Genomic DNA, 25,867 nt, shown 5'->3' with positions numbered 1-25,867 from the left:
GCGAGGGTGCGTGCAGTATCAGGCCACGCCGGAATTAGTCTGGAATACCAGACTCGATGAGGAGAAGACCATGGGTACGAGCAGCGATATCCCGGCGCTGCGGCGCGGTCTCGCGGTGCTGCAGCTGCTGGCGGGCAAGGCGGGGCCGGTTTCGGCCTCCGCCATCGCCCGCGAACTCGAGCTCCCGCGCTCCACCACATATCACCTGCTCGCCGAGTTGGAGCGGACCCGGTTCGTCACCAGGCTGCCCGCCGAACGCCGCTACGGGCTCGGCATCGCCGCCTTCGAACTCGGCTCGGCCTACCTGCGCCACGATCCGCTGGAGCGGTTGGCGGGCACGCTGCTGCGGGAGCTGGTCGAACAGGTCGGGCACAACGCCCACCTCGGCGTGCTCCACGGCAACGAACTCGTGTACCTGATCAAGGAGCGCCCGGCCCGGCCGGAGACGCTGGTCACCGATGTCGGCGTCCGGCTGCCCGCCCACCTCACCGCCTCGGGCCGCGCCATCCTCGCGCACCTGCCCGCCGCCCACGTGCGCGCGCTGTACCCGTCGGCATCCTCGTTCGTCCGCCGCACCGACCGCGGCCCACACACCCTGTCCCAGCTGCGCCAGACCTTGGCCGCCGAGCGACGACGCGGATGGGCCTGCGAAGACGGCCATGTCACAGCGGGATTCGCCTCGGTCGCCTACCCGGTGTTCGATCACGGTCACCTCCCGATCGCCGCCATCAGCGTCACCCTGCGCCACCACTGCGACGGCGATCCCTGCGAATTCGATTGGGCCCCACTGGCCACCCGAGTCCGCGCGACCGCGGACGACCTCACTCGCCGGATCGGCGGACGTACCGCGTCCGGGAATTCCGGTCGTGAGTCGGCATGACGCCGGTAATGATCGCGGGTCGATGCGGGTTCGACCGTGACGGATCGGATGCGGTCGGCGGGTGCATGCGTTGGTGACGTTACGGTCGTTTGCCGCCCGGCGGACCGTAGTTGGCGGTCAGGGCGGCGGCGTACTCGTCCGGAACGATCCGGCCCGCGAAGGTCAATGGAAGGTACGACTCCAGCGCCTCGGATACCTCCAGGAAGGGACCGAACCGCGCGCGCCATTCGTTCCGTACGGCCGCGTTCGGGAAACCGCGGAAGACCGCGACTTCGGGATCCCTTTCGCCCCAGCACCCCCATCTCCGGGAAGGTCCCGTTACCGCGATAACGTTCGCCGAGATCGCGATCGACCCCATGATGTCACCGCCCGGCTCGTGACCGATCGCCGCCCAGTAGTCGTCGGCGCCGGCCTCGACGGACAACGATATCGCTGGGTACATCTGATATTCCGAGAGGTAGAACATCTCGCAATCCGGCTCGAGAACCAGCAGTTCGACGTGTCCGTCGCCATGCCATCGGGCCATCGCACACAGCGCCGGCCAGAATTCCGGGGTGAGGACCGCATCGAACTCACAGAACAGCGAGTCTCCCAAATCATCGTTGAAGACCTGGTCAGGCAACCTGGCATCGAGATCGAAAGTAACTGCGCTGCTGGAGCGAACATCCAGATACCCGTTGTGGTCCATCACAATCGAACCCACCTCTGCCACCGGTCCGAACCAAGCCTGCTGTGCCGGAACCGACCATCGCCACCCACACAGCGACAATAAATACCATGGCTACGGCGTTGGTCACCGTCCTAGCTCGGGGACAGATCTAACCCGCGAGATCCTCCAGCACCGCCATGGCGGCGTTGTGGCCGGGGATGCCGCTTACTCCGCCGCCGCGGACGGCGCCTGCGCCGCAGAGGAATACGTTGGGTAGGCCGGTGGCGACGCCCCAGCGGGAGGCCGGGTCGGCGGCTTCGTCGGTGCGGTATGGGAAGGCCAGGTCGCGGTGGAAGATGTGGCCGCCGGGGAGGCCGATCTCGCGTTCCAGATCGATCGGGGATTTCGCTTCCAGGCAGGGGTTTCCGTTCGCGTCGGTGGCGAGGCAGTCGGCTATCGGTTCGGCCAGTACCGAATCCAGTTGGGCGATGGTGGATTTCACCAGGGCGTCGGTGGTGCCCACCGGGTCGTCGGCGAAGAGCCGCGCGGGCGTGTGCAGGCCGAAGAGGGTGAGGGTGTGCATGCCGCCCGCGGCCGCGTCGGCGGACAGGATCGACGGATCGGTGAGGGTGTGGCAGTAGATCTCTGATGGCGGCGCCGCCGGGATTCGTCCCGCCGCGGCATCCCGATACGCTTGTGCCAGTTGGGAATACGACTCCGCGATGTGGAAGGTGCCGGCGAAGGCGTCGCGCGGATCGACGGCGGTGTCGCGCAGCCGGGGCAGCCGCCGCAGCACCATATTGATCTTCAGTTGCGCGCCTTCGGGTTTCGGCTCCGGTGCCCGGCCGAGCAGCCGGTCCAACTCGTGCGGCGCGGCATTGACCAGCACATGCCCGGCACCGACCGCGCCGCCGTCGAAGCGTACTTCCGCTGCGGCGCCGTCGGTTTCGATCTCCTCCACCGCGCAATCGGTCACCAGTTCCGCGCCCGCGGCGCGCGCGGTATCGGCGAGCGCGTCGGTGAGCGCGCCCATTCCGCCGATCGGCACATCCCAATCGCCGGTGCCGCCGCCGATCACGTGATAGAGGAAGCAGCGGTTCTGCCGCAACGCCGGATCGTGTGCGTCGGTGAAGGTTCCGATGAGCGCGTCGGTGAGTACGACGCCGCGCACCGTATCGTCGGCGAAGGTCGCCTCGATGGTTTCGCCGAGCGGCCGCTCGAACAGCGCCGCCCACGCATCCGGATCGCCGACCCGGCCCGCCAGTTGGGCGCGAGTCGGCAACGGTTCGGTGAGCGTCGGAAAGACTTGGCGCGCAACCTCGTGCGTCATCCCGTAGAAGCGCCGCCAGGCGTCGAAATCCCGGTCCGAGCCGGTGAGCGCGCGGAAGCTCGCCCGGGTGCCCGCCGCGGACGCGGTGTCGACGAGCAACCCGCCGGAGCCGACCGGCGTATAGGACGAGATCCGCCGGCGCTTGGTGGCGAATCGCAGCCCGAGGTCGTCGACGATCCGGCGCGGCAGCAGGCTCACCAGGTACGAATACCGCGACACGCGCACATCGACGCCGGGGAACAGCCGCGCGGACACCGCGGCGCCGCCGGTCCGCGGCTGCCGTTCCAGCACCGCGACCGACCGCCCGGCCCGCGCCAGATATGCCGCGGCCACCAGGCCGTTGTGGCCGCCGCCGACGATCACCACGTCATAGGAGGAACGCGTCGGTTTCATGGGTTCTCGATATCACGGATGACGTGGTCCGCACCAGCACCGTCGCATCGAATGAGCACGTATTCGCCTTCGGGCGGTAAAGATCAACGATTTCCCGCATATCGGTGTGGACGGAAAGATCAGGATTTCCCGGTCCGAATGTGTCGAATGCGGCAACGAGCGCGCAATTCGACCAGGAATGGAATTCCGCGGAGCCGATGATCGTCGCGCCCGCCCCCGTGGTGGGCGCGACGACTCCCCCAACGGCGCTATGCCGCCGAGCCCGATCGCCCGGCGGACCGGGCGAAGATCATCGGCGCGGGGGCCGTACCGCTGACGGCGACCCACAGCATGGCCAGTCCGCACAGCGCGAGCAGCCCGGCATACAAGTCGAACACGAGATTCTCCCCCGAGACGGGGCCGCCAGCGCGGCCGACACCATTCAGCTAATGCTAACACCCAACCGGAAGTATCTTGCGCCGTACAGCAAATCGGCCCGAGCCCACAGGAATCTCGCAGCGCGCTCGCAGATTCGTCCGGAAGTCACGCGTATACACGGCTTCCGGCCTAGGTTGGATCCATGACGCCGCTGCAGCGCTATATCGCGGAGGAAATCGCCGCCGATCATGCCGATGGCATCCTCACCCGGCGCGAGGCGCTGCGCCGCCTCGGTCTGCTCGGCATGGGCGTCCCGGCCGCGGCCGCACTGCTCGCCGCGTGCTCGTCGGACGGTGGGTCGCCGAGCGCCAGCCGAACATCGACTGCCACAACAACTTCCGCGCCACCCGGCCTCGCCGCAGCGGTGCCGACGACGCCGATTACGTTCCAGGGTCCGCAGAACCGCACCCTGCAGGGCGCCTGGGCGGCGGCGACTCAGCCGCGCGGCGCGGTGCTCGTCATCCACGAGAACCGCGGCCTGAACGATCACATCCGTTCGGTGGCCGGGCGTTTCGCGGGCGCCGGATACTCCGCACTGGCCATCGATCTGCTCTCCGAGGAGGGCGGCACCGATAAATTCACCGATCCGGCGCAGGCCACCGCGGCGTTGAGCAAGATCCCGAACGACCGGTTCGTCGCCGACCTCGGCGCGGGCATCGACGAGCTCGAGCGGCGGGCGCCCGGTAAGAAGCTCGGCGCCACCGGTTTCTGCTTCGGCGGCGGTCTGGTCTGGCTGCTGCTGGCCGCGGGCGGGGCGAAACTCGCCGCGGCGACACCGTTCTACGGGCCGTTCCCGGACAACGGCGATCTGTCCGCGTCGAAGGCCGCGGTGCTCGCCATCTACGGCGCGCTGGACACCAGAGTCGGCGCGACCAGGCCCGCGGCGGAGGGCGCGCTGACGAAAGCCGGTGTGCCACACGAATCATTCGTCGCACCGGACGCCGACCACGCCTTCTTCAACGACACCGGCCCGCGCTACGCCCCGGCCGCGGCGAGCGAGGCGTGGCGCCGTGTCCTCGACTGGTACGGGCGATACCTGACCTAGTCCTCCATGGCCGGGACGACCGCGCTGTCGGCCGCGAGCGCCAGCGCCAGCACGGTTGCCCGCGCACCGCGAGTCAGCAAGGAGTCCAACGCCTTCCGGTAGGCGGCCACGAATCGCGGCTCATCGATGAGATCGCCGAAGAGTTCACGATCGGCGAGGAATGCGACCGGATCGCCGTCGCGCGCCGCCGCGACCAGCCGCTCGCGCAGCGGATCGACGATCTCGATCGGTTCGCCCTGCTCGTCGATACCCGTGCAGTAGCGCGCCCAACCCGCGATTATCATTGCGGCGCAGTCTATTTCACCACCGAGTGCGAGTTGGTCACGCACCACGGGCAGCACCCACTTGGGTATGCGGTCGGAGGCGTCGGTGGCCAGGCGGGCGATGGTGTCCCCGATGGCGGCATTGCCGAACCGCTCCAGCAGCGTGCGCCGATAGGCCGCCAGATCGATACCGGGGACCGGCGGCAGCGTCGGCAGCGCCTCGGCGGCCATGTAGCGGGATACGAAGCGCGCGAACGCCGGATCGGCCACGGCATCGTGCACCAGCCGGTATCCGGCGAGATGGCCGAGGTAGGCCAGCGCCTGATGACTGCCGTTCAGCAGCCGCAGCTTCATCGACTCGTACGGCGCGACATCGTCGACCACCTGCACCCCGACCCGCTCGAATTCCGGCCTGCCCAACGGGAATCGGTCCTCCAGCACCCACTGGGTGAAGGGTTCGGTCAGCACCGGCCACGCGTCGTCGACGCCGTAGCGCCTGGCCAGCTCGGAGATCATCGGCGCGGTGGTGACCGGCGTTATCCGGTCCACCATCGAGTTGGGGAATGCGCCTGCCCGCGAAATCCATTCGGCCAGTTCCGGATCGCGCAGCCGGGCGAAGGCGGTGAAGCTGCGCCGGGCGACGTCGCCGTTGCCCGCGATATTGTCGCAGGACATGATCGTGAACGGCGCGAGGCCGCGCGCCCTGCGGCGGGCCAGCGCCGCGGTCACCAGGCCGAATACGGTGGCGGGCACCGCGTCCGGCGCCAGATCGGCCAGGATCGCCGGATTCGTCGCATCGAATTCCCCGGTGGCGGCGACGAAGTTGTACCCGCCCTCGGTGATGGTCAGCGAGACGATGCGGATGTCCGGGCCGGCCAGCTTCTCGATGACGGCCTCGGGATCGTCCGGCGCGTACAGGTATTCGACGATCGAGCCGACCACCCGCGGCGTCCACGCATCCGTGCCCTCCGCGACGCACAGCGTGTATAGGCAGTCCTGCCCGGTGAGCGCGTCGCGCATGCGGCGGTCCGCGGGCAGGACGCCGACGCCGCAGATCCCCCACTCCCGTGCGGCGCCCAGCTCGTGCAGCAGGTCCAGATAGCGCGCCTGATGCGCGCGATGGAAGCCGCCGACGCCGAAATGCACTATGCCGGTGCGAATTTCGGAGCGGTCGTAGCCGGGGACAGAAACCTTCGCGGCCAGTTCGGGCAGGGTTCGCCTGCCGAGCGGGGTCACCGGGCGACCTCAACGAGTGTTGCGTGCATCACATTTCGAATGATACCGTATTGAGCAATAGTTCAGCTTCTGAGCATTTGCTCACTGCCGAGGATCATTGTGACGCACGAAGCACCGCCGCCCGACGATGTGCGGCTCGCCCTCCGGGCCGCCGAGCTCTATCACCTCGAGGGCGCGACCCAAGCGGAAATCGCTGCCAAACTCGGCGTTTCGCGTCCCACCGCCGGGCGGCTGGTCGCCAAGGCCAGGGCGCAGGGCCTGGTCCGGATCGAGATCAACGTCCCGCCCGACCTGCGAGCCACCGTGCACACCGATCTCGAACGTGACCTCGAGCGCCGCTACCGGCTCACCGAGGCGGTGGTGCTCGGCCAGGTCTTCGCCGAATCCGCCTCCGGCACACAGGCACTCGGCCGGGCGGCGGCCGCGCTGCTCGGCCGCCGCCTCCAGCCGACCGATACGCTCGGATTCACCTGGGGCCCGGAGATCGTGGCGATCGCACAGGAGCTGCGCACCCGGAACACCCGCTGCGCCACCGTGGTTCAGCTCGATGGTTCGCTCACCGCGATCGACTATCAGACCGGCGTCGACTACACCCTCGGCCGCTGCGCGACGCAACTGCAGGCCACCCCGATCCGGCTGCACGCACCGCTCTACGCCGATCCGGCGACCGTCACCGCGCTCAGCCGGGATTCCGTACTCGGCAAGGCGCTCGCCATCGGGGCCGCCGCCGATGTGATGGTCTTCGGCGTCGGCCCGGTCTCCACCGCCACCACCCTGTTCGCGGGCAGCTACCTCGACACCGCATTACTGGACGAACTGCGCGAACTGGGCGCGGTCGGCGAGATCGGCGGCCGGTTCTTCCGGCGCGACGGCGCGCCCGTCGGCGGCCCACTGCCCGAACGCACGGTCGGGGTCACCCTCGACGCCGTGCGCGACTGTCCGACGTCGGTGCTGGTCTCCGGCGGCGAACCGAAGTACGAGGCCATTTTCGGAGCGCTCAACGGCGGACTGGCCACGGTGCTGGTCACCGATGCCGATTGCGCGCGATGGCTGTTGGAAAGAAAAGAGGAGGCGACCGATGCGAAACTCGCTCCCGGCCACCCGAAGTCGGCGAAGGCACCGAATTCGGCTAAGGCATAGCGCCGCAGCGCTTTTCGCCACCGTCATGCTGGCCGTCACCGGATGCGCCGGCGCGGGCGCGCTCACCGGCGGTGGCGCCGACGCGGTGACCATCGCGATCGTGTCGAATTCGCAGATGCAGGACGCGATCCGCCTCGCACCGCGCTTCGAACGCGAAAATCCGGGCATCAAACTGAAATTCACCTCGCTGTCGGAGAACGAGGCGCGCGCCAAGATCACCGCGTCGGTGGCCACCGGCGGCGGTGAATTCGACGTGGTGATGATCAGCAACTACGAGACGCCGCAGTGGGCCGCGAACGGATGGCTGGTGGATCTCGGGACGTACATCCGGCGGACGCCGGATTACGATCAGGCCGACATCATTCCGTCGCTCCAGAAATCGCTGTCGTACCGTGGCGATCTGTATTCGGTGCCGTTCTACGGCGAATCCTCTTTCCTCATGTATCGCAGGGATCTGTTCGAGCAGGCCGGGCTCACCATGCCCGAACATCCCACCTGGGATCAGGTCGCCGGATTCGCGGCGAAGCTCAACACCGCGGACCGGTCGGGAATCTGCCTACGCGGCAAGCCGGGCTGGGGCGAGGTGCTCGCCCCGCTCACCACCGTGATGAACACCTTCGGCGGCCGGTGGTTCGACGAGAACTGGCATGCGCAGTTCACCAGCCCGCAGGTGGCCGAGGCCGTACGGTTCTACGTCGACCTGGTGCGCAGGTACGGCGAACCAGGTGCGGCCACAAGCGGATTCGGCGAATGCGCGACGCAGTTCGCGCAGGGGCACGCGGCCATGTGGTACGACGCGACGGCCGCGGTCGGCGTCACCGAGGATCCGGCGTCGAGCAAGGTGGTCGGCAAGGTCGGTTACGCACTCGCGCCGACGAAGTCGACGCCGAATTCCGGCTGGCTGTACACCTGGTCGCTAGGCATCCCGAAGACGAGCCACAAGCAGGACGCCGCATGGAAATTCGTGTCCTGGATGACCAGCAAGGAGTACATCCGGACGGTCGGCGAACAGCTCGGCTGGACCCATGTGCCGCCCGGCAGCCGCCTGTCGACCTACGAAATCCCGGAGTACAAAAAGGAATCCGCGCGCTACGGGAAGGTGACGCTGGATTCGATGGCGGCCGCCGATCCCGAACATCCTACGGTGCAACCGGTTCCGTACACCGGCGTGCAGTTCCTCACCATTCCGGAGTTCCAGGATCTCGGCACTCGGGTGAGCCAGCAGATCAGCGCCGCCATCGCGGGCCGCACCAGCGTCGACGACGCGCTGGCGCAGGCGCAGCAGTATGCGGACGTGGTGGGCAAGACCTACCGGAAGGACCAGTAGCCGTGACCGGAACACTCACCGCACCAGCCTCTTCCGCGTCGGCGACCACCTTGTTGTCCAAGCGCGACCAGATCTCGCGGGCCGAACGCTGGCGCAGGCGCGGACCGCTGCTGCCCGCGCTGATCTTCATGATCGCGGTCACTCAGATCCCGTTCCTGTTCACGCTCTACTACTCGACGCAGTCGTGGAACCTGGTCCGGCCGGGCTCCCGGCATTTCACCGGATTGCAGAATTATGCGGATGTCTTGCGGGACAGTCAGTTCCGGGAGGTGGCCTGGCATACGGTGCTGCTCATCGTCGGCACCGTGCTCATCTCGGTCGTGCTCGGACTGGGGCTGGCGCTGCTGCTCGATCGCGCGTTCATCGGCCGCGGCATCGTGCGCACGCTGCTGATCACCCCATTCCTGGTGACTCCCGTCGCGGCGGCGCTCATTTGGAAGACCACCCTGCTGGACCCGGTCTTCGGTCTGGTGAACTTCGTGCTGAAACCGTTCGGGGTGCACCGGATCGACTGGGTCAGCAGATATCCGCTGCCCGCGGTCATGGCCGACCTGGTCTGGCAGTGGACGCCGTTCATGATGTTGCTGATCCTGGCCGGATTGCAATCGATGCCGCGCGATGTGCTGGAGGCGGCCAGGGTGGACGGCGCGGGCGCGTTCGCGCTGTTCCGCGAGATCACCCTGCCGCATCTGCGGCGGTTCATCGAACTCGGCGCGGTGCTCGGCGCGATCTACCTGGTCAACACCTTCGACGCGGTGTACATGATGACCTCCGGCGGGCCGGGCATCGCCAGCTCGAACCTGCCCTACTACATCTATCAGCGCGCATTCCTCGGCTTCGACATCGGGCAGGCCGCGGCCATGGGCGTTGTCACCGTGTTGGCGACCATGCTGGTGGCCACCCTGGCGCTTCGCCTCATCTTCAAGAGTTTCACCGGATCCGAGCAGGCGGCATGACTACATCGGAAACTATTCGCAGACACCGTAATTGGGGAAACATCGGCTGGGGCGCGCTGGCCTGGATACTGGCCATCGGATTCTTCTTCCCGGTGCTCTGGATGGCGCTCACCGCCTTCAAACAGGAGGGCGACGCCTATACCGATCCGCCGAAGATCGTCTTCACCCCGACGCTGGACCAGTTCCGTGCGGTGCTGGACAGCGGTATCGGCACCACGCTGGCCAACTCCGCCTTCGCGACCGTCGTATCGACGATTCTGGTGCTGGCCCTCGGCATTCCGGCGGCCTTCGCGCTCTCGCTTCGCCCGGTGCGCAAGACCAGGGACGCGCTGTTCTTCTTTATCAGCACCAAGATGCTGCCGGTGGTCGCGGCCATCGTCCCGCTGTACGTCATCGTCGGCGATCTCGGTGTGCTGGACAATGTTTGGGCGCTCGTCGGGCTCTACACCGCGATGAATCTGCCCATCGCGGTGTGGATGATGCGCTCGTTCTTCCTGGAGGTGCCGGGCGAGCTGTTGGAGGCCGCGAGCATGGACGGGGCCGATACCTGGACCGCGGTGCGCGAGGTGATCGCGCCGCTGGTCTCGCCCGGTATCGCGGCCACCGCGCTGATCTGCGTGATCTTCTCCTGGAACGAATTCTTCTTCGCCGTGAACCTGACCGCCGTTCAGGCACAGACGATTCCGGTCTTCCTGGTCGGCTTCATCACCGGCGAGGGCCTGTACTGGGCCCGGCTCTCCGCGGCCGCGATGCTCACCGCGCTGCCCGTCATCCTGGCCGGCTGGCTCGCGCAGAACAAGTTGGTGCGCGGCCTGTCCTTCGGCGCAATCAAATAAGGAGTTCGCGAAATGGCTTCCGTCAGTTACCGATCCGCCTCCTGCGTCTACCCGGGCGCGACCAGCCTGGCCGTCGATTCGCTCGACCTCGATATCGCCGACGGTGAATTCGTGGTGCTGGTCGGGCCGTCCGGATCCGGTAAATCCACCGCGCTGCGCATGCTGGCCGGTCTGGAGGAGATCGATGCCGGATCCATCACCATCGACGGCGCGGATATGGTCGGCGTGCCGTCCAAGGACCGCGATATCGCCATGGTGTTCCAGAACTACGCCCTCTATCCGAACAAAACCGTCGCGGAGAATATGGGTTTCGCGCTGAAGATGCGCAAGGTGCCGCTGGCCGAGCGCACCCGCCGGGTCCGGGCCGCCGCCGAATTGCTGGATCTCACCGAATATCTGGACCGTAAACCGGCGAAACTGTCCGGCGGCCAGCGCCAGCGGGTGGCGATGGGCCGCGCCATCGTCCGCGAACCCCGCGTCTTCTGCATGGACGAGCCGCTGTCGAATCTCGACGCCAAACTCCGCGTGCAGACCCGCACCCAAATCGCCGCGCTGCAACGGCGTTTGGGCACCACCACCGTGTACGTCACGCACGATCAGATCGAGGCCATGACGATGGGCGACCGGGTCGCCGTGCTGCGCGACGGCAGACTTCAGCAGTTCAGCCCGCCGACGGAACTCTACGACCGCCCGGCCAACGCATTCGTCGCCGGCTTCATCGGCTCACCGGCGATGAACCTCTTCCATGCCGGGATCGTCTCCGGCGGAATAGATCTCGCGGGCAGCACGCTGGAGTTGCCGCGCACCGCGATGGCGGGCCTCGCGGGCCTGGACACCGTCACCGTCGGCATCCGGCCCGACCAATTCGAGCTCGCCGCACCGGGTTTCCCGCTGACGGCCGAGCTGATCGAGGAGCTCGGCAGCGAATCCTATGTCTACGGACGCCCTTCCGGCGCCGATGTCCGTACGCCGGACGGAAATCCGCTCACGTTCGTCGCCCGGTCCCAGCACCGCAACCCGGCCCGGCTGGCCGAGACGATCACCGTGCGGGTCCGCGACGGCGGTGCGGTGCACCTCTTCCATCCGACCACCGGTGCTCGCCTGGTCGAGGCAGAGGTGCACGCGCGCAACGAGATTCCGCTTGCCTGAACTACTTGTGCTGGACCGCGGCCTCCACGGCGGCGATGGCATCGACCGGTGTGCGGTTGGCGCCGTCGGCACCCTGGCCGAGCTGCGGCCAGCCCTTCCCGTCCGGACCGCGCAGCTGGACCCAGATATCGCGGGTCTTCTCCAGCAACTCACGCTGTTCGGCGTCGTTCAATGCGGACATGAATTCCTCCTGTGTTCCAATGCCGCAGGCCGCGGCGAATTCGTTGGGCGACATGCCATCCGCGGAGTTCATGTCGCAATTGCCGAAGGGCGGACAGCCTTCGGGCAGGCCGCCCCCGTAACCCTGTCCGTCGGTGTACTGATGGGCGATCTGCCCCGGCAGGTTCGGGTTCATGCCGTAGCCGGCGCCGATCACCCGCAATCCGGCGGGCCGGTCCGGCCACATTTCGAAGAAGTCGGACCGGTTGGCGTAGCCGATCACCCGGCGCGGATCGCCGAGCCAGTCGGCGAGATTCCAGTACGCGCGGTTGATGCCGTCGGATTGGTCGCCACGCGGATTGCCGCCGGTTTCCACATCGATCATCGTGATCATCCGCGGATGCGGCCCGCCCTGCGCGGCGACCATATCCCGGTGTACCTGGACGCAGTCCTGCCAGTTCGGCCGCCAGTAGAAGTAGACGATGAAACAGGCCAGACGCCCGTCATCGGCCGCCGCGCGGGCCCATTCGTAATTCGCCGCGAAGTTGTCGTCGCGGAAGGTTCCGTCGTTGGAGCGGAAGCTGAAGATCCCGTACGGATAGGAATCGTCCACCCGCGCCTGGAAGTAGGACACATCCGCGAAAAGGCTGTCGACCATATGTTCTCCCCTCGATTACAGACCTTGTAATTCCCCCGAGCCCAGGTCACGCCGCCCGATTTCCGCACCGGCCCGCGCCGTGAGACGCCGCTGAAATCTGGATGAAGGGTGCACACCGGAGACTCGGTCAGGTACGACGAGCCGCTCCGGAGCCGCCCGAACGCGACGGAACAATCCTGGATCGGCCCGTGACCGAGCGAAAGCGGATGGTCGGGTGAGCGAACCGGTTGTTCCATTCGTTCGACCGCGCGCGATTAGTTAACGCGCGTGCTCGGTTGTTGCGGTTTCTGTAAGGCGGGAGGACAGAGTGGACGAGGCAACATTGGAACGCCCAGTACCGGCATTCGGGGGTCGCGGGGTGCTGGAGGGAGCATTCGCGCTATTGGAGGTGCTGTCGCACGGCGACGAGGCGGGGCTGACCCAACTCGCGTCGGCGGCGGGACTGCCGAAGGCGACCGCGTACCGGCTGTTGAATCAGCTGGTCACCGAGGGCGCGGTGCAGCGAAGGGCCGGACGGTATCGGTTGGGGCCCAGGGTATTCCGGCTGGGGCAGACCTGGGAGCCGGCGCGGCTGCTGCGGGCCGCGTCCGCGCAGCCGCTGCGCCAGCTCGCCGCGGCGAACGGTCGCGGCGGCTTCAGCCTCGCGATCGCCGACCGGCGCCAGATCATGCTCGTCGGCGGGATCGGCCAGGAGATCGACGAGATCTTCCCGCTGCGCGCCGGCGTGCTGCTGCCGCCGGGCACGGCCGCCGAACAGGTGCTCACCGCGCCGAATACGCAGAAGCCCGCACCGGAGGGTTTCTCGTATCGGGAGTGGGAGCGGATGACGGCGGCGGCCCGCGGCCGCGGCATCGCATACGACGTCGATGCCAACCGGCTCGGGCTGGCCTGTGTCGCGGCGCCGGTGCGCGGCCCGGCCGGTGAGGTGGTCGCCGCGCTGGCCGCCACCGTCACCGAGACGCAGCGCATTCCGGGGCTGGCCGAGCAGGTGCAGCGAGCGGCGGGCATGGTCACCGCCAACCTGACCCGGATCGTCAAAGCCAAACGGGCGCTGTGAAACCCGATGCCGCCCGGCCCGCGGACAACGGGCCGGGCGGCTTTCGGGTCAGCTCGCGGGATCCGGCTGCGCGGTGATTCCCGCGAGCCGTTGCGGGGCAAGGATTTCCGCGACCTGATCCGAGGTCAGCAGACCATCCGCTACGGCGATATCCCCAACGTAGGCACCGATTTTCAGCGCCTTCTTGGCGATCGACGCGCTGGCCGCGTAGCCGATATACGGCGAGAGCGCGGTCACCAGGCCCACCGAGCGGCGCACGCCCGCGGCCAGATGTTCCCGGTTCGCGGTGATGCCGTCGACGCATTCGGTGGCCAGGGTGTCGGCGGCGGCGCTCAAATGCGTCGTGCTGCGCAGCAGGCTGTAGATGATGACCGGCTCGAAGGCGTTGAGCTGCAACTGTCCCGCCTCGGCGGCCATGGTGACGGTGAGATCGTTGCCGATGGTCTCGAAGGCCACCTGGTTCACCAGTTCCGGGATCACCGGATTCACCTTGCCGGGCATGATCGACGAACCCGCCTGTGCCGCGGGCAGATTGATCTCGCCGAGACCGACGGCCGGGCCGGAGGAGATGAGCCGCAGATCGTTGCACGTCTTGGACAATTTCACCGCGACCCGCTTCAGAATTCCCGAAACCTGAACGAACGCACCGCAATCCTGGGTGGCCTCGATCGGGTCGGCGGCCCGCACGATCGGCTCACCGGCGAACTCGCGCAGATATGCGCAGGCCAGTTCGGGATAGTCCGGATGCCCGTTGATGCCCGTGCCGATCGCGGTGCCGCCCAGATGCGATTCCAGCAGCAGCCGCGCACCCTCGTCCAGGCGGTCGCGGTCCTCGCGCAGCATTCGCGCGTAGGTGCCGAATTCCTGGCCGAGCGTCATCGGCACCGCGTCCTGCAACTGGGTGCGACCCATCTTGAGCACGTCGGCGAATTCGACCGATTTGCGCTCGAAGGCCTCGGCGAGGCGGCCCAGCGCGGCGATGAGGTTGCGCAGATGGCCCACCAGGCACAGCTTGATCGCGGTCGGGTAGACGTCGTTGGTGGACTGGCCGAGGTTGACGTGATCCAGCGGATCCAGTTCGGTGTACGCGCCGCGCGGATAGCCCAGGATCTCCAGCGCGCGATTCGCGATCACCTCGTTGGCGTTCATATTCGTCGAGGTGCCCGCGCCGCCCTGGATCGGATCGATCGGGAACTGATCGAGCCACCGGCCCGCGCGCAGCTCGACGCATGCCGCGACGATCGCGTCGGCGCGCCGGTCGTCGAGCAGGCCGAGATCCCGGTTCGCTTGGCAGGCGGCCTGTTTCACGGCGGCGAGCGCGGAGATCAGCGCCGGATACTGGCCGATCGTCGCACCGGTGATCCGGAAGTTGCGCAGCGCCCGCGCGGTGTGCACGCCGTAGTACGCGGCGGCGGGGACCTCGAGCGCGCCGATCGAATCGCGTTCTATCCGTATGGCATTCGATGGCTCGCTGGTCGAATTCGCAGGCGCGTACGTAGTTTCGGTCACGCCGTCGATTGTCCCAGTGCCGTCCGCGGTTTCCTGGACCGCTGAGCCCACCTTCATCTCCTTGTTCGAGAAATATGACGCGGCACTGTATCTCCGGATGATGTCCGTGGCCGCCGGGTGCCCGCCCGCGCGGGCGATGCCGGGATCCGTGGTGTCACCAGGTGGCTCCCGGCATTCGTATGGTGTTCGGTCAGTTGTGGTTTCGCTCGGCCATCGCCCGCAGGAAGAAGGTCAGGTTGGCCGGGCGTTCGGCGAGACGGCGCATGAAGTAGCCGTACCACTCGTTGCCGTACGGAACGTAGACGCGCACATTGTTCCCCGCGGTGACGAGGCGGCGCTGCTCGGCGTCCCGGATGCCGTACAGCATCTGGAATTCGAATTCGTCGCGCTTGCGCCCGGCGGCGACCACCATGCGCGTCGCCGATTCGATGATCGCCGGATCGTGCGTGGCCACCATCGGATAACCCTTGCCCTCCATCAGGATTCGCAGGCAGCGCAGATAGGACTGGTCTACCGCGATTTTGCCCTGATGCGCCACCGACGGCGGCTCGGCGTAGGCGCCCTTGCACAGCCGGATCCGGGAGCCGGGCCCGGCGAAATCGCGGCAGTCGCCCTCGGTGCGGTGCAGGTAAGCCTGCAATACCGTGCCGAGCCAAGGGAAATCGGCGCGCAGCTCACGCACGATCGACAGCGTGGAATCGGTGGTGGTGTGATCCTCGGCGTCGATGGTGACCCACGCGCCCGCGACGGCGGCGGCCGTGCAGATGGTGTGCGCGTGCTCGAGCGCGATGGCGTGGCCGTCCTTCGGCAGCGACTGACCGAGCGCCGAGAGCTTCAGCGAAACCTCCAGCGGCCGAACCGATTCCGCATCCTCCGTGGGCGGCAGCTCGGCCAGCGCGGACAGCAGTCGCAGATAATGCGCGACCGTGTCGCGCGCCTGCCCGATCTCGGTGATGTCCTCGCCGAGATAGTCGACGGTGAGGTAGCGGCCGGAGATGAGCAGCGCGTCGGCGGCGGCCACCGCCTGCTCCTCGGTCTCGCCCGCGACGAAGCGATCGACGACGCGTTTGGTGCTGCGCATTCCGGTGAGCGTGCGCGCGATCCGCGGCGAGCGGGCGGCGGCCAGCAGAGCCGGACGAAGCGGATTGGCCATCGGTTACACCTCCTTCATATGCGGGTACAGGTGATCGGTCGGCGGCACGAACGTCTCCTTGATGGTGCGGGCGGAGGTCCAGCGCAGCAGGTTCTGCGCCGAGCCTGCCTTGTCGTTGGTGCCGGAGGCGCGCGACCCGCCGAACGGCTGCTGCCCGACCACCGCGCCGGTCGGCTTGTCGTTGATGTAGAAATTCCCCGCGGTGAAGCGCAGCCGCTCGGTCGCCGCGGCGACGGCGGTGCGGTCGGTGGCGATCACCGAACCGGTGAGCCCGTATGCGGAACCGCCGTCCACCAGCGCGAGCGCATTGTCGAAGGCGCCGGGGACCGAGTCGTCGTAGACGTGCACCGCCAGGATCGGCCCGAAGTATTCGGTGCGGAACGCCTCGTCGGTGGGGTCGTCGCCGATCAGCACGGTCGGGTCGACGAAGTAGCCGACCGAATCGTCGGCGTGCCCGCCCGCCGCGATGGTCAGGCTCGGCGTCGCCTTGGCCCGCTCGATGGCCGCGACATTGCGATCGAAGGCGCGCTTATCGATCACGGCGCCGCCGAAGTTGCCGAAATCGGTGACGTCGCCGTAGGACAGCGCGCCGACCTTGTCGATGAAATCGCCGGACATCTTGGCCCACACCGATTTCGGGATGAACGCGCGCGAGGCGGCCGAACACTTCTGGCCCTGGTAGTCGAAGGCGCCGCGGATCAGCGCGGTCGTCAGCGTCGCGGGATCGGCGGAGCTGTGCGCGAGCACGAAATCCTTGCCGCCGGTCTCGCCGACCAGCCGCGGATAGGTGTCGTAGCGGTCGATGCCGTTGCCGACCGTGCGCCACAGGTGCTGGAAGGTGGCCGTCGAGCCGGTGAAGTGAATGCCCGCCAGCCTGCGATCGGCCAGCGCCACCTCGGACACCTCGGGGCCGAAGCCGTGCACCAGGTTGATCACGCCGGGCGGCAGGCCCGCGGCTTCCAGCAGCTTCATCGTCCAGTAGGCGGCGACGGCCTGGGTCGGTGAAGGCTTCCACAGCACCGTATTACCCATCAGCGCGGGGGCTGTCGGCAGGTTGCCCGCGATCGCGGTGAAGTTGAACGGGGTGATCGCGTAGACGAAACCCTCCAGCGGCCGGTATTCGACCTTGTTCCACACACCCGGTGACGAGATGGGCTGGTCGGCCAGGATCTGGCGGGCGAAATGCACATTGAATCGCCAGAAATCGATCAGCTCGCACGGGGCATCGATCTCGGCCTGGTACGCGGTCTTGGACTGACCCAACATCGTTGCGGCGGCGATGGTTTCGCGCCACGGGCCGGAGAGCAGATCGGCGGCGCGCAGGAAGACGGCGGCCCGGTCCTCGAACGACAGCGCCCGCCAGCCGGGTGCGGCCGCCGCGGCGGCGGTGAGCGCGTCCTGAACGTCGGCGGCGGAGGCGGGGGTGAAGGTGCCGAGTACCGCGGCGTGTTTGTGCGGTTGGACAACGGCGACCGACTCCCCCGGTGTGCGCCGGTGCTTACCGCCGATGACATGCTGGATCTCGGTGGGCTCGGCCGCGAGCTCGGCCAGCTTCGCCTGCAGACGAGCGCGCTCCGCGGTGCCGGGCGCGAAGGTGCCGACCGGCTCGTTGCTCGGTCGTGGCGTGGCCACGATGGCGTCCATTTGGGCTCCTCTGTTCTGGATTCGTAGCAGCTCAGCCGAAGTCAACACGGCAAAACGCCCATGAGGATGAGCCAGACGGATAAAGATGGGATGTGCGTCTTGGCGAATTGGCCAAAACACACAAGTGTGTGACTCTGTGCGGGCGATCCCCGCACGACAACGCAGGAGGCTTGATGAAGGTGGCGACCGAGGAGGATCTGCTGGGGACGGACACCGATCTGTTCGGCCTGGCGCAGATGGTCGCCCAGAGCGCGGGCGGCATGGTGTCCATCGAGGATCCGCAGTCACATGTACTCGCGTACTCCGCGTCCGATCAAGCGGCCGACCAGATGCGGGTGCTCTCCATCCTGGGTCGCGAGGGCCCACGCGAATATCTGCAGGTTCTGCGCAAGTGGGGAGTATTCGATCGAATGCGGCGCAGCGACGAGGTGATCGACGTGCCCGCGCACGAGGAGCTGCGCATCAAGCGCAGGCTCGCGGTCGGCATCCACCGTCCCGCCGACGAATCCGGGGTCGCGCCGCGGCTGCTCGGCTCGATCTGGTTGCAGCAGGGTGACCGGCCGTTCAAACCGGATGCCGCGGAGATCCTGCGCGGCGCGGCGGCCATCGCCGCGCGCATCATCTCGCGCAGCCTCGCCGCGCCGTCGGCCGAGGCGATGCTGGTGCAGCGACTGTTCGGCGCCCGCCAGGGCGGCATCGACATCGCCAGTGCGGCAAGCACTTTGAACATTCCGATGTCCGGCCCCGCCGCGGTGATCGGCTTCGCGCTCACCGGTGTCGGCGACCACTCCTCGTTCGGCAATCTACTTCGCCTGCGCGCCAGCTCATTTCGGCCCGACGCGGTGACAACCCTGCTCGGCGATCGTGCGTATGTGCTGTTCCCGCAGTATCAATCGAGCCGGGCCGTCACCCAGTGGGCGCGCCAGCTCGTCGAACAACTGGAAGCGAAGCGGTCGGTGAACCTGTGCGCGGCGATCGCCTGTCCGGTCGCCGATCTCACCAAGGTCGCCGCCGCGCGCGGCGAGGTGGACCGGGTGCTCGACAGCAATCCGGATCGCAAGGTCACCACGCTCGCCGAATCGCGCACCTCGGTGCTGCTGGGCGAGATCCTCGATCTGGTCGCCGGACGGCCCGACCTGCACGATCCGCGGTTGCAGGCGTTGTTCGAGTACGACCGCAAACATTCGGCGAATCTGCGGGAGAGCGTCGAGATCTACCTGCGTGCGCACGGTGATGTGCGCAATGCGGCGAACGCGCTGTGTGTGCATCCGAATACGCTGCGCTATCGGGTGCGGCGGGTGGAGAACATTCTCGGCATCGACCTCGGCGATCCGGGTGACCGGTTGCTGCTCGAACTCCAGTTGGCGCTGCATCGGCGGATGTTCGGCTGAGCCGATCTTTAGGTCTGCGGAAGACGATGCGACCAATCCGGCGATTCGGGTTCCCGATTGCCGGTATTTCGGTTAAGGATCGATGCGGATCGCCCGCAGCCGACCTGCCGGAGGAACGCATAATGAGGTACCTGCCAGCCGCCGCCGTCACGGGCGGGCTCGCCGCCGTCGCGATCGCATTCGCCACCCCGACCGCGGGAGCCACCGCGAACCGGATCGCGGTGCTGCCGGGGGTCAACTTCGGGCTCGGCACCAATTACGGCACCGGCTGCACGTACATGATCGAGGCCATCGTCGACGACGCCGCCGTTCCGGTCGCCTTCTACGACAACGGGGTTCCGATCGGCACCATCCGGCCCTCCGGCGGAGTCGCACTGCTGCAATGGGTTCCGGGCAGCGTCGGAACCCACACCATCGCGGCGTTCCAGGCGCCGGACGCGAAGCAGGGCATCGCGATCGATATCAGGGTCGCGACGGGCGTGCATCTCGGCTACGGCTGCAACGTCTTCGGCTGATCCGCTCGCGGATTTTGTTAAGCGAACCCAAAGTTCGCTGGCCCCACCGCCCGACACCCGATAACGTCGAGATCCGTTGTCCGGACGACCTATTCGCGGAGTTGAGGAGATAAGAGTGGGTTCCACGTTGTTCGCGGTATTCCTACCGTTGGCGCTGGCGCTGGTGCTGTTCGGACTCGGATTGACGCTGACCACAGCCGATTTCGCCAGGGTGCTGCGCTATCCGAAGGCGGCGGCAATCGCGCTGGCCTGCCAGATCCTGGTGCTGCCGGTCATCTGCTTCGGCCTGATCCACCTCTTCGGGCTGACCGGCGCGCTGGCCGCGGGCATGATGCTGCTCGTCGCGGCGCCCGGCGGGCCGTCGGCCAATCTGTTCAGCCATATCGCGGGCGGCGACGTCGCGCTGAATATCACACTCACCGCGATCAATTCGGTTATCGCGGTGTTCACCATGCCGTTGATCGCCGCCTTCGCCTTCGACCGCTTCCTCGACGACGGCTCGAAACTCGGTGTGCGACCGGACAAATTCATCCAGGTGTTCGCGATCGTGCTGGTGCCGGTGGCGATCGGCATGCTCGTGCACCGCCGGTTCACCGCATGGGCCGAACGGATGCGCCGCCCGGTGAAGATCGGGTCCGGCGTGGTGCTGGCACTCGTGGTGGTCGGCGCGTTCGCACAGCAGCCGAAGACCTTCGCCGACAACTTCGGCAAACTCGTCACGCTCTGCCTGGTGCTGTCCACCATCAGCTTCCTCATCGGCTACTTCGTGCCCCGCCTCGCCCGCGTCGACGCCGACCAGGCCATCGCCTCGGCCATGGAAATCGGAATCCACAACGGCGCCCTGGCCATAACCGTCGCGGTATCGGTGCTGCACAACGACAAAATGGCCGTCGCCCCCGCCCTATACGGCCTGACAATGAACATCCCCGCCGTCATCGCCGCCTACCTCCTGGCCCGCTACATCCGCAAAACCCCCACCCAACCCCTCCCCACAACCGTCTGAACCACCGGCGACACGACCGAAAAGACAAGGGCAGCAGCCTTATTCGCTGCCCGGTTGATCGATGGGCGGTCGAAATCAGCGGGGTGGCTCGGTTATTCGCCGACGGGAGTTCGTGCGAATTCTGAAGGCATTGGCGGCGGCTGGTAGAAGCTCGAAAACGTGCACGGTTTCGGAGTCAGGGGTCGAGTCGATTCCGAGGGCGAAATAAGGTTGCCCACCGAGAGTCTGAAGAGTTATCCGGATCTCCGGGCCGTCGGGGTACGCGATCGACAACTCGTCGACCGCGGCTGCTTCCTGCTGCGCCGCCTGACCTGTCCGCGCGAGAGTGACGGTGAAAGGTTCCAACTCCATGGCTGCTCCCGATCTCGGAGGGGGATCTTGGATACGGCGCGATTCTTCCACCGGGTCCCTGGCGCTGAGTTGAGCAAACCGTGAGAGAACAGACAGGACCCGGCTGTGGGATTGCCGTACCGTGTTGTGGATATGAGCGATCGGCTGGATTTCAGTCTGGCTCAGTTGCGGTATTTCGTTGCCGCAGCCGAAACCGGCAGTATTTCGGCGGCCGCGGAGCGGTTACACGCCTCGCAGTCGGCGCTGTCGCTGGCGATTCAGCGGCTCGAGCGGCAGTTGGGCTGTCAGTTGTTCCTGCGGCATCCCGCGCGTGGCATCACCCTCACCCCGGCCGGTCGGCGGTTGCTGTCCGAGGCGCGGATCATCTTGCGGCAGGCGCAGGATCTGCGGGCACACGGCAGGCAGTTGCAGGAGGAAGTGACCGGCGTGCTCGAGGTGGGCTGCCTTTTCTCGGTCGCCCCGTTGCTGATTCCGGCGGCGCGCAAACACCTGGCCCAGCGCTGTCCCGAACTGGTGATCCACGTGCGTGAGGCCAACTCCGAGGCGCTGCACGAACTTCTGCGCTCCGGAATCTGTGAGCTCGCGCTGGTCTACGACCTGTTTACGCCCGACGATCTGTGCGTCACCAGGCTCGTCGAGCGACGCCCGTATGCGCTGGTGGCGACGGCCGACCCGCTCGCGGCCGCGGGCCGGGCGACGCTGGCGCAACTGGCCACCCGGCCGCTGGTCATGCTCGACACCCGCGACGGCGACGTCCGCCGTCACCAGGAGGGCCTGTTCGCGTCCGCAGGGGTGGAGCTGCCGTCGGTGCTGAGCACGACCAGCTTCGAAACCATGCGAGGCATGGTTGCGGCGGGTTTGGGATTCTGCATTCTGGTCCAACCGCTCGGCACGGTGGAGACGCTGGACGGGGGCCGGACCGCGGCCGTGGAGATCGTCGACGATATCGCGTCGATCACGCTGGGCTTCGCCACGCTGGCCGGCTTCCAGCGCAATCAGCGGTGTCAGGCGTTCGTGGACGCCTGTTGCGAGGTGTTGTCGGCGAGGACCTGATCGACCACCGCCATCGCCGCGATGACGCGGGGAAATCCGGCGTACGGCAGGGTTTGCAGAACCGCTCCGGATATCTCCTCCGGGGTCAGCCCGACGTTCAGCGCGATATGCAGGTGGCCGGCCAACGGACCGTCGACATCGCCGAGGGTCACCAGCGCGCCGATTACCACCAGTTGACGTTGGCGCAGATCGAGGTCGGTGCGCGAATAGATGTCGCCGTAGACGAATTCGACCGCGTACCGCTGCAAATCAGGCGCGCTGGCGCTGGTTGCGAGCTCCGGATTGCCACCCTGCGCGGTGAGGCGGGCCAACAGCGCCCGCCCGCGCCGGTATCGGTCCGTGCTCACAGGTCGCTGTCCGGAATCCAGTTGGCGTGGAAGCCGTAAGGCACCCGACGCGGCAGCTTGACCCTGGCCACCGGTGTGCCGGTGATGTCGGTGGCCTCCATTACCCACAATTCGGCGGGGTCACCGTTGACCGGGTGGATGAGTGAGATCAACCAGCCTTCGTCCTCGCCGGTGCCGTCCGGCGCCGCGGCGAAGTCGGCCTCGCCCGGCACGGCGGAGTCGCTGAACGACAGCGCCTGGTTGGTCCCGGTGACGACGTCGTATTTGACGATCGAATAGCTGTTATCGCGCGAGTCGTGCCGCGGGTAGGCCACCGAATAGACGTAGCGGTGGTCACGTCCGACGTGGTCGTTGTTGATCGTGGGGAATTCGATCGCCCGGTCGTCGAGCTGTTGCGAGCTGACGACCTTGCCGGTTTTCGGATCGAGGACCCATCGATGCAAATACGACTCCGGCACCGGGTTGCGCATATCCAGTGCGCCTTTCGCCTTGGAGGCGCCGCCGAGACGGGCGAAACCCAGATCCCAGTTCTCCCTGGTCACCCGATTGATCTCCACCACCACCCGGCCCTGCGCGTCTTCGTGGGCGTTGGCGGTGTGCAGCACGAAGGTGGGTTCGATGGCGAACCAGATGACGTCCGCGCTGGTCCCGCCGCGAGGCATGACACCGATTCGGGCCGGTTTGGTGTCGCTCCAGCTGAACGGTGCGGTGGTGTAGCTCTTCATGGTGGCGTCGGTGAGCACCGAATGGTCGTAGAAGATGATGTAGTGCTCGGTGATACCCATGTCATGCTGCTGCGCCGGCTCCGGGATGTCGATCACCTCGGTGCGGACCAGCCGATTGTCCGGCGACAACACGTGATAGGTCAGATACGGGGTGGTGGTGCGGGTCGCACCGATGAAATGCAGCTCCCCGGTCACCGGATCCACCTTGGGATGGGTATTCATCGGAGTGTGCAGCCGATTGCCGAAATCACAGGCGCCGACGGTGTTCATCTCCGGGCCGATTTCGTAGGGCAGACCGGCGTCGGCCGTCGTGAAGATCTTCCCACCGTGGTGCAGCACCCCTGGATTGCAGTTGTGGTTGGTCAGATCTTTCGCGTCGGCCTGCTGACCGCCGTCGATCGGGTTCTCCAGGAACGAGGTTCGGATCCACCGATTGCGGTACCACTGCGCCTGGCCGTCGGCGATCCGGATGCCGTGCAGCATCCCCGGCGCGCTCCACGCATGGTCGTAGGTGGTGCCCGGCTTCGCGTTCGGGCCATTGCGAAAGTACCTGCCCGTCAATGCTTTTGGGAGCGCGCCGATGACTTCCAGGCGCACCGCGTCGATTTCGTCGGTCACCGGTTCCCACAGCCCGGTCAGATATGTCGACGGCTCGGTCTCGACTGACATGATCCAGCTCCTTCCGACTGACCCCTCCCGCACTTCATCGTCGAACCAGAGCAATCATTGAGCAAACAAATGATTTCGATCGACCCCATCGACAAAGCAAATACTGGCTGTCGGACAGCTCCCGCCCTATGGGTGCTTGTGCCACAGGAGGAAATAGCGCCAGAAGACGAGGCGGCGCACCTGAGCGCCGGGGAGCAGCGCGGCGGCGTATTCGCGGACTTGGCGGGTGGTCAGGGGTGGATCGAGTACCACCGGCATTGCGGAGTGGGTGGGTTCGTGGGCGAACCAGTTGCCGCCGTTGAACTTTCGCAGCAGGGCGAAGGTGAGCCCGAATAGTCGATGACTTATCATGGCAAGAAGTTCGACGGGTAATTCGCGGGGTAGGTCGGTGCGTGGCAGCGCGACGGCGACGAGCACACCACCCGGGCGCAGCGCACGAGCCAGCACCGGAAGCGCCATCTCGAGCGGGAGGTGGTGCAGTGCGGTTACGGAGACGATCGCGTCGTAACCCGCCTCGGGCAGCGGCTCTTTCAGCACATCGCCGAGCAGCAGGGTGACATTCTCCGGGGTCGTATCGTATGCGGCGGCGATCATCTCCGGCGATTTGTCGACGGCGTCGACCTTTTCGGCTCGGGCTGCCAGCTTCGACGCGAAAGCGCCCGCACCGCAACCGACATCGAGTACCCGGCGCAATTCGTCGGGCAGCTGCCGCAACAGCAGGCGGTGATAGAAGGCATTGTGATCCCAGTCCAGCGCGCTCACCGATCGCAGTCTGCCACCGTGCGCCTCGGCCCGCGACCCCCGTCCGGAGCGCCACCGCCGTCCGCCCGCAGGTCCGCGCGAAAGGCGGCCGAATCGAGCGAAAACCGTTGTGTGGTAATCGCCCGATCATGCGACGATGCCGCCGGTGACCACAGGCGATCCCAAAGACCTTGTCCGGCAGGGCTACAACGCCCTCTCCGAACACTACGACCGAGCCTTCGGCGGCGAAACCAAGTATCAGGCATGGTTGTCCGAGCTCGACCAGCAAATCCCCTCGGCCGCAACCGTACTCGACCTCGGCTGCGGTTCCGGCATCCCCGTCGCCCGCATGCTCGCGACGACCGGACGCCGGGTGGTCGGCGTCGATATCAGCGATGTCCAGGTCGAGCTAGGGCGTGTTTCGAAGTAGGTGATGGGGTGGCACCGCGTTAGCGGTGCCACCCCATCATTGTGTTCGGTGGAAGCTGTTGCCCGCGTTGGCATATGGGTGAGGTCTCCGGTATTTCGGGTTAGCGACCAAGCAAACCTGAATAGTGCCGGAGACCTCGTGGCCAGCGTAGCGGTGACGGGGCGAGCGGATTTGACCGATGCCCAGTGGGCGCGGTTGGAGCCGTTGCTGCCTCGTGGCAAGAAGGCGGGACGCCCGCCGACATGGACCAAACGACAGCTCATCGACGGGATCCGGTGGCGGATCCGGGTCGGGTCGCCGTGGCGGGACGTGCCGGTCGAGTACGGGTCCTGGCTGGCGGTGTATGGGCTGTTCCGGCGCTGGCAACGCGCCGGAGTGTGGGCGCTGATCCTGAAACTGTTGCAGGGCTTCGCCCCGCGAGTGCGGCCGGTGCGGGTACTGGCCGACAAGGCCTACTCCAGCCGCGCTAACCGGGAATGGTTGCGGCGGCGCGGCATCCGGGTGACCATCCCGGTTCCCGCCGATCAGGCCGCGAACCGCCGCAACCGAGGCCCCGCCGGTGGCCGTCCGCCGGCATTCGACTCGGTGATCTACCGCGACCGCAACGCGGTCGAACGAGGCATCAACCAGCTCAAACAGCATCGGGCCGTGGCCACTCGCTACGACAAACTCGCCGTCCGATACCTGGCCACCATCCACATCGCCGCGATCAACCAATGGCTACGACACCAGTGGTGGGGGGGGGGGGGCCGCCCCCCCCCCCCCCCCCACAAAACAACCAACAAGTGGTGGGGGGCCACATAATTTGGGAGCAAGTGGTGGGGGGGGGGGGGGTTACTAG

At 66.9% G+C, this 25,867-nt stretch carries 24 protein-coding genes and 1 pseudogene; 14 read left to right on the top strand and 11 right to left on the bottom strand.

The genetic code is table 11. The annotated features are described in order from the left end of the window. Positions 1-70 precede the first annotated feature (70 nt). Entirely contained in the window at positions 71-880 is an 810-nt protein-coding gene (locus LGY53_RS30825) for an IclR family transcriptional regulator (RefSeq protein ID WP_225730197.1), read from the top strand. A gap of 79 nt (positions 881-959) precedes the next feature. Here LGY53_RS30825 and LGY53_RS30820 read toward each other — a convergent pair whose 3' ends face one another. The 3 genes from LGY53_RS30820 to LGY53_RS43765 form a co-directional block, all read right to left on the bottom strand. Beyond that, on the bottom strand, positions 960-1,583 hold the full coding sequence (locus tag LGY53_RS30820; protein ID WP_225730196.1) for a hypothetical protein: 624 nt from the start codon (positions 1,581-1,583) through the stop codon (positions 960-962). A 115-nt stretch (positions 1,584-1,698) separates the two neighbouring features. Beyond that, entirely contained in the window at positions 1,699-3,252 is a 1,554-nt protein-coding gene (locus tag LGY53_RS30815; RefSeq protein ID WP_225730195.1) for an NAD(P)/FAD-dependent oxidoreductase, read from the bottom strand. A gap of 248 nt (positions 3,253-3,500) precedes the next feature. Next, a complete protein-coding gene (locus LGY53_RS43765; RefSeq protein ID WP_255664286.1) occupies positions 3,501-3,629 on the bottom strand; it encodes a hypothetical protein in 129 nt (42 codons plus the stop codon). A 182-nt stretch (positions 3,630-3,811) separates the two neighbouring features. On the opposite strand from LGY53_RS43765, the gene LGY53_RS30810 reads away from it, so the two are divergent. Then, positions 3,812-4,714, top strand: coding sequence for a dienelactone hydrolase family protein (locus LGY53_RS30810; RefSeq protein WP_225730194.1), 903 nt, complete (start codon positions 3,812-3,814; stop codon positions 4,712-4,714). On the opposite strand, the gene LGY53_RS30805 is transcribed toward LGY53_RS30810, so the two are convergent. Further along, positions 4,711-6,213, bottom strand: coding sequence for a mannitol dehydrogenase family protein (locus LGY53_RS30805; RefSeq protein WP_225730193.1), 1,503 nt, complete (start codon positions 6,211-6,213; stop codon positions 4,711-4,713). The genes LGY53_RS30810 and LGY53_RS30805 overlap by 4 nt on opposite strands. 99 nt (positions 6,214-6,312) lie before the next feature. Between LGY53_RS30805 and LGY53_RS30800 the strand changes: the two genes are divergently transcribed. The 5 genes from LGY53_RS30800 to LGY53_RS30780 are packed head-to-tail and all read left to right on the top strand — an operon-like array spanning position 6,313 to position 11,621. Beyond that, complete coding sequence (locus tag LGY53_RS30800; protein ID WP_225730192.1) at positions 6,313-7,353, top strand: sugar-binding transcriptional regulator; 1,041 nt, start codon at positions 6,313-6,315, stop codon at positions 7,351-7,353. Between the two features lie 25 nt (positions 7,354-7,378). Continuing rightward, positions 7,379-8,680 (top strand): sugar ABC transporter substrate-binding protein, encoded by a 1,302-nt coding sequence (locus LGY53_RS30795; protein WP_225730191.1) that lies wholly within the window; start codon positions 7,379-7,381, stop codon positions 8,678-8,680. 50 nt (positions 8,681-8,730) lie between these two features. Further along, positions 8,731-9,636 carry a carbohydrate ABC transporter permease gene (locus LGY53_RS30790; RefSeq protein WP_225730353.1) on the top strand — a complete coding sequence of 302 codons (906 nt, stop codon included), beginning with the start codon at positions 8,731-8,733 and terminating at the stop codon, positions 9,634-9,636. Then, positions 9,633-10,472 carry a carbohydrate ABC transporter permease gene (locus LGY53_RS30785; protein ID WP_225730190.1) on the top strand — a complete coding sequence of 280 codons (840 nt, stop codon included), beginning with the start codon at positions 9,633-9,635 and terminating at the stop codon, positions 10,470-10,472. Before LGY53_RS30790 ends, LGY53_RS30785 begins: the two co-directional genes overlap by 4 nt. 12 nt (positions 10,473-10,484) lie before the next feature. Continuing rightward, positions 10,485-11,621, top strand: coding sequence for an ABC transporter ATP-binding protein (locus LGY53_RS30780; protein ID WP_225730189.1), 1,137 nt, complete (start codon positions 10,485-10,487; stop codon positions 11,619-11,621). A 1-nt stretch (position 11,622) separates the two neighbouring features. Here the strand turns inward: LGY53_RS30780 and LGY53_RS30775 are convergent, their stop codons facing one another. After that, a complete protein-coding gene (locus LGY53_RS30775) occupies positions 11,623-12,438 on the bottom strand; it encodes a hypothetical protein (protein WP_225730188.1) in 816 nt (271 codons plus the stop codon). A gap of 307 nt (positions 12,439-12,745) precedes the next feature. On the opposite strand from LGY53_RS30775, the gene LGY53_RS30770 reads away from it, so the two are divergent. Then, entirely contained in the window at positions 12,746-13,495 is a 750-nt protein-coding gene (locus LGY53_RS30770; protein WP_225730187.1) for an IclR family transcriptional regulator, read from the top strand. A 48-nt stretch (positions 13,496-13,543) separates the two neighbouring features. On the opposite strand, the gene LGY53_RS30765 is transcribed toward LGY53_RS30770, so the two are convergent. From LGY53_RS30765 to pruA, 3 genes are all read right to left on the bottom strand, one after another. After that, on the bottom strand, positions 13,544-14,950 hold the full coding sequence (locus tag LGY53_RS30765; protein ID WP_225730352.1) for an aspartate ammonia-lyase: 1,407 nt from the start codon (positions 14,948-14,950) through the stop codon (positions 13,544-13,546). A gap of 244 nt (positions 14,951-15,194) precedes the next feature. Further along, complete coding sequence (locus LGY53_RS30760; RefSeq protein ID WP_225730186.1) at positions 15,195-16,157, bottom strand: proline dehydrogenase family protein; 963 nt, start codon at positions 16,155-16,157, stop codon at positions 15,195-15,197. 3 nt (positions 16,158-16,160) lie between these two features. Next, complete coding sequence (pruA, locus tag LGY53_RS30755; RefSeq protein WP_225730185.1) at positions 16,161-17,801, bottom strand: L-glutamate gamma-semialdehyde dehydrogenase; 1,641 nt, start codon at positions 17,799-17,801, stop codon at positions 16,161-16,163. A 173-nt stretch (positions 17,802-17,974) separates the two neighbouring features. Here pruA and LGY53_RS30750 point away from each other — a divergent pair, with 173 nt between their 5' ends. The 4 genes from LGY53_RS30750 to LGY53_RS30735 all read left to right on the top strand — a co-directional run bounded on the left by LGY53_RS30750 (position 17,975) and on the right by LGY53_RS30735 (position 22,114). Next, positions 17,975-19,192 (top strand): helix-turn-helix domain-containing protein, encoded by a 1,218-nt coding sequence (locus tag LGY53_RS30750; RefSeq protein WP_308103020.1) that lies wholly within the window; start codon positions 17,975-17,977, stop codon positions 19,190-19,192. 122 nt (positions 19,193-19,314) lie between these two features. Next, positions 19,315-19,707: a hypothetical protein gene (locus tag LGY53_RS30745; protein ID WP_225730184.1), complete on the top strand. Its 393-nt coding sequence runs from the start codon at positions 19,315-19,317 to the stop codon at positions 19,705-19,707. Positions 19,708-19,822: 115 nt separating this feature from the next. Beyond that, on the top strand, positions 19,823-20,710 hold the full coding sequence (locus tag LGY53_RS30740) for a bile acid:sodium symporter family protein (RefSeq protein WP_225730183.1): 888 nt from the start codon (positions 19,823-19,825) through the stop codon (positions 20,708-20,710). A gap of 483 nt (positions 20,711-21,193) precedes the next feature. Then, positions 21,194-22,114 carry a LysR family transcriptional regulator gene (locus LGY53_RS30735; protein ID WP_225730182.1) on the top strand — a complete coding sequence of 307 codons (921 nt, stop codon included), beginning with the start codon at positions 21,194-21,196 and terminating at the stop codon, positions 22,112-22,114. On the opposite strand, the gene LGY53_RS30730 is transcribed toward LGY53_RS30735, so the two are convergent. From LGY53_RS30730 to LGY53_RS30720, 3 genes are all read right to left on the bottom strand, one after another. Then, positions 22,066-22,461, bottom strand: a complete 396-nt coding sequence (locus LGY53_RS30730; protein ID WP_225730181.1) for a carboxymuconolactone decarboxylase family protein — start codon at positions 22,459-22,461, stop codon at positions 22,066-22,068. The two genes, LGY53_RS30735 and LGY53_RS30730, sit on opposite strands and share 49 nt — an antisense overlap. Continuing rightward, on the bottom strand, positions 22,458-23,855 hold the full coding sequence (locus tag LGY53_RS30725) for a carotenoid oxygenase family protein (protein WP_225730180.1): 1,398 nt from the start codon (positions 23,853-23,855) through the stop codon (positions 22,458-22,460). The genes LGY53_RS30730 and LGY53_RS30725 overlap by 4 nt, the downstream gene beginning before the upstream one ends. 126 nt (positions 23,856-23,981) lie before the next feature. After that, positions 23,982-24,617: a class I SAM-dependent methyltransferase gene (locus tag LGY53_RS30720; RefSeq protein ID WP_225730179.1), complete on the bottom strand. Its 636-nt coding sequence runs from the start codon at positions 24,615-24,617 to the stop codon at positions 23,982-23,984. A 145-nt stretch (positions 24,618-24,762) separates the two neighbouring features. Here LGY53_RS30720 and LGY53_RS30715 point away from each other — a divergent pair, with 145 nt between their 5' ends. Continuing rightward, positions 24,763-25,026 carry a class I SAM-dependent methyltransferase gene (locus LGY53_RS30715; RefSeq protein ID WP_225730178.1) on the top strand — a complete coding sequence of 88 codons (264 nt, stop codon included), beginning with the start codon at positions 24,763-24,765 and terminating at the stop codon, positions 25,024-25,026. A 138-nt stretch (positions 25,027-25,164) separates the two neighbouring features. Next, positions 25,165-25,752 (top strand): annotated as a pseudogene (locus LGY53_RS30710) (transposase); the annotation flags it as partial. Positions 25,753-25,867: the final 115 nt, after the last annotated feature.

Origin of the sequence: Nocardia sp. JCM 34519.1 (genome assembly GCF_020361265.1) — a bacterium.
Classification (GTDB): domain Bacteria; phylum Actinomycetota; class Actinomycetes; order Mycobacteriales; family Mycobacteriaceae; genus Nocardia; species Nocardia arthritidis_A.
Note: the sequence above shows the minus strand (reverse complement) of the source record. Positions and strands in the feature narration are given on the sequence as shown.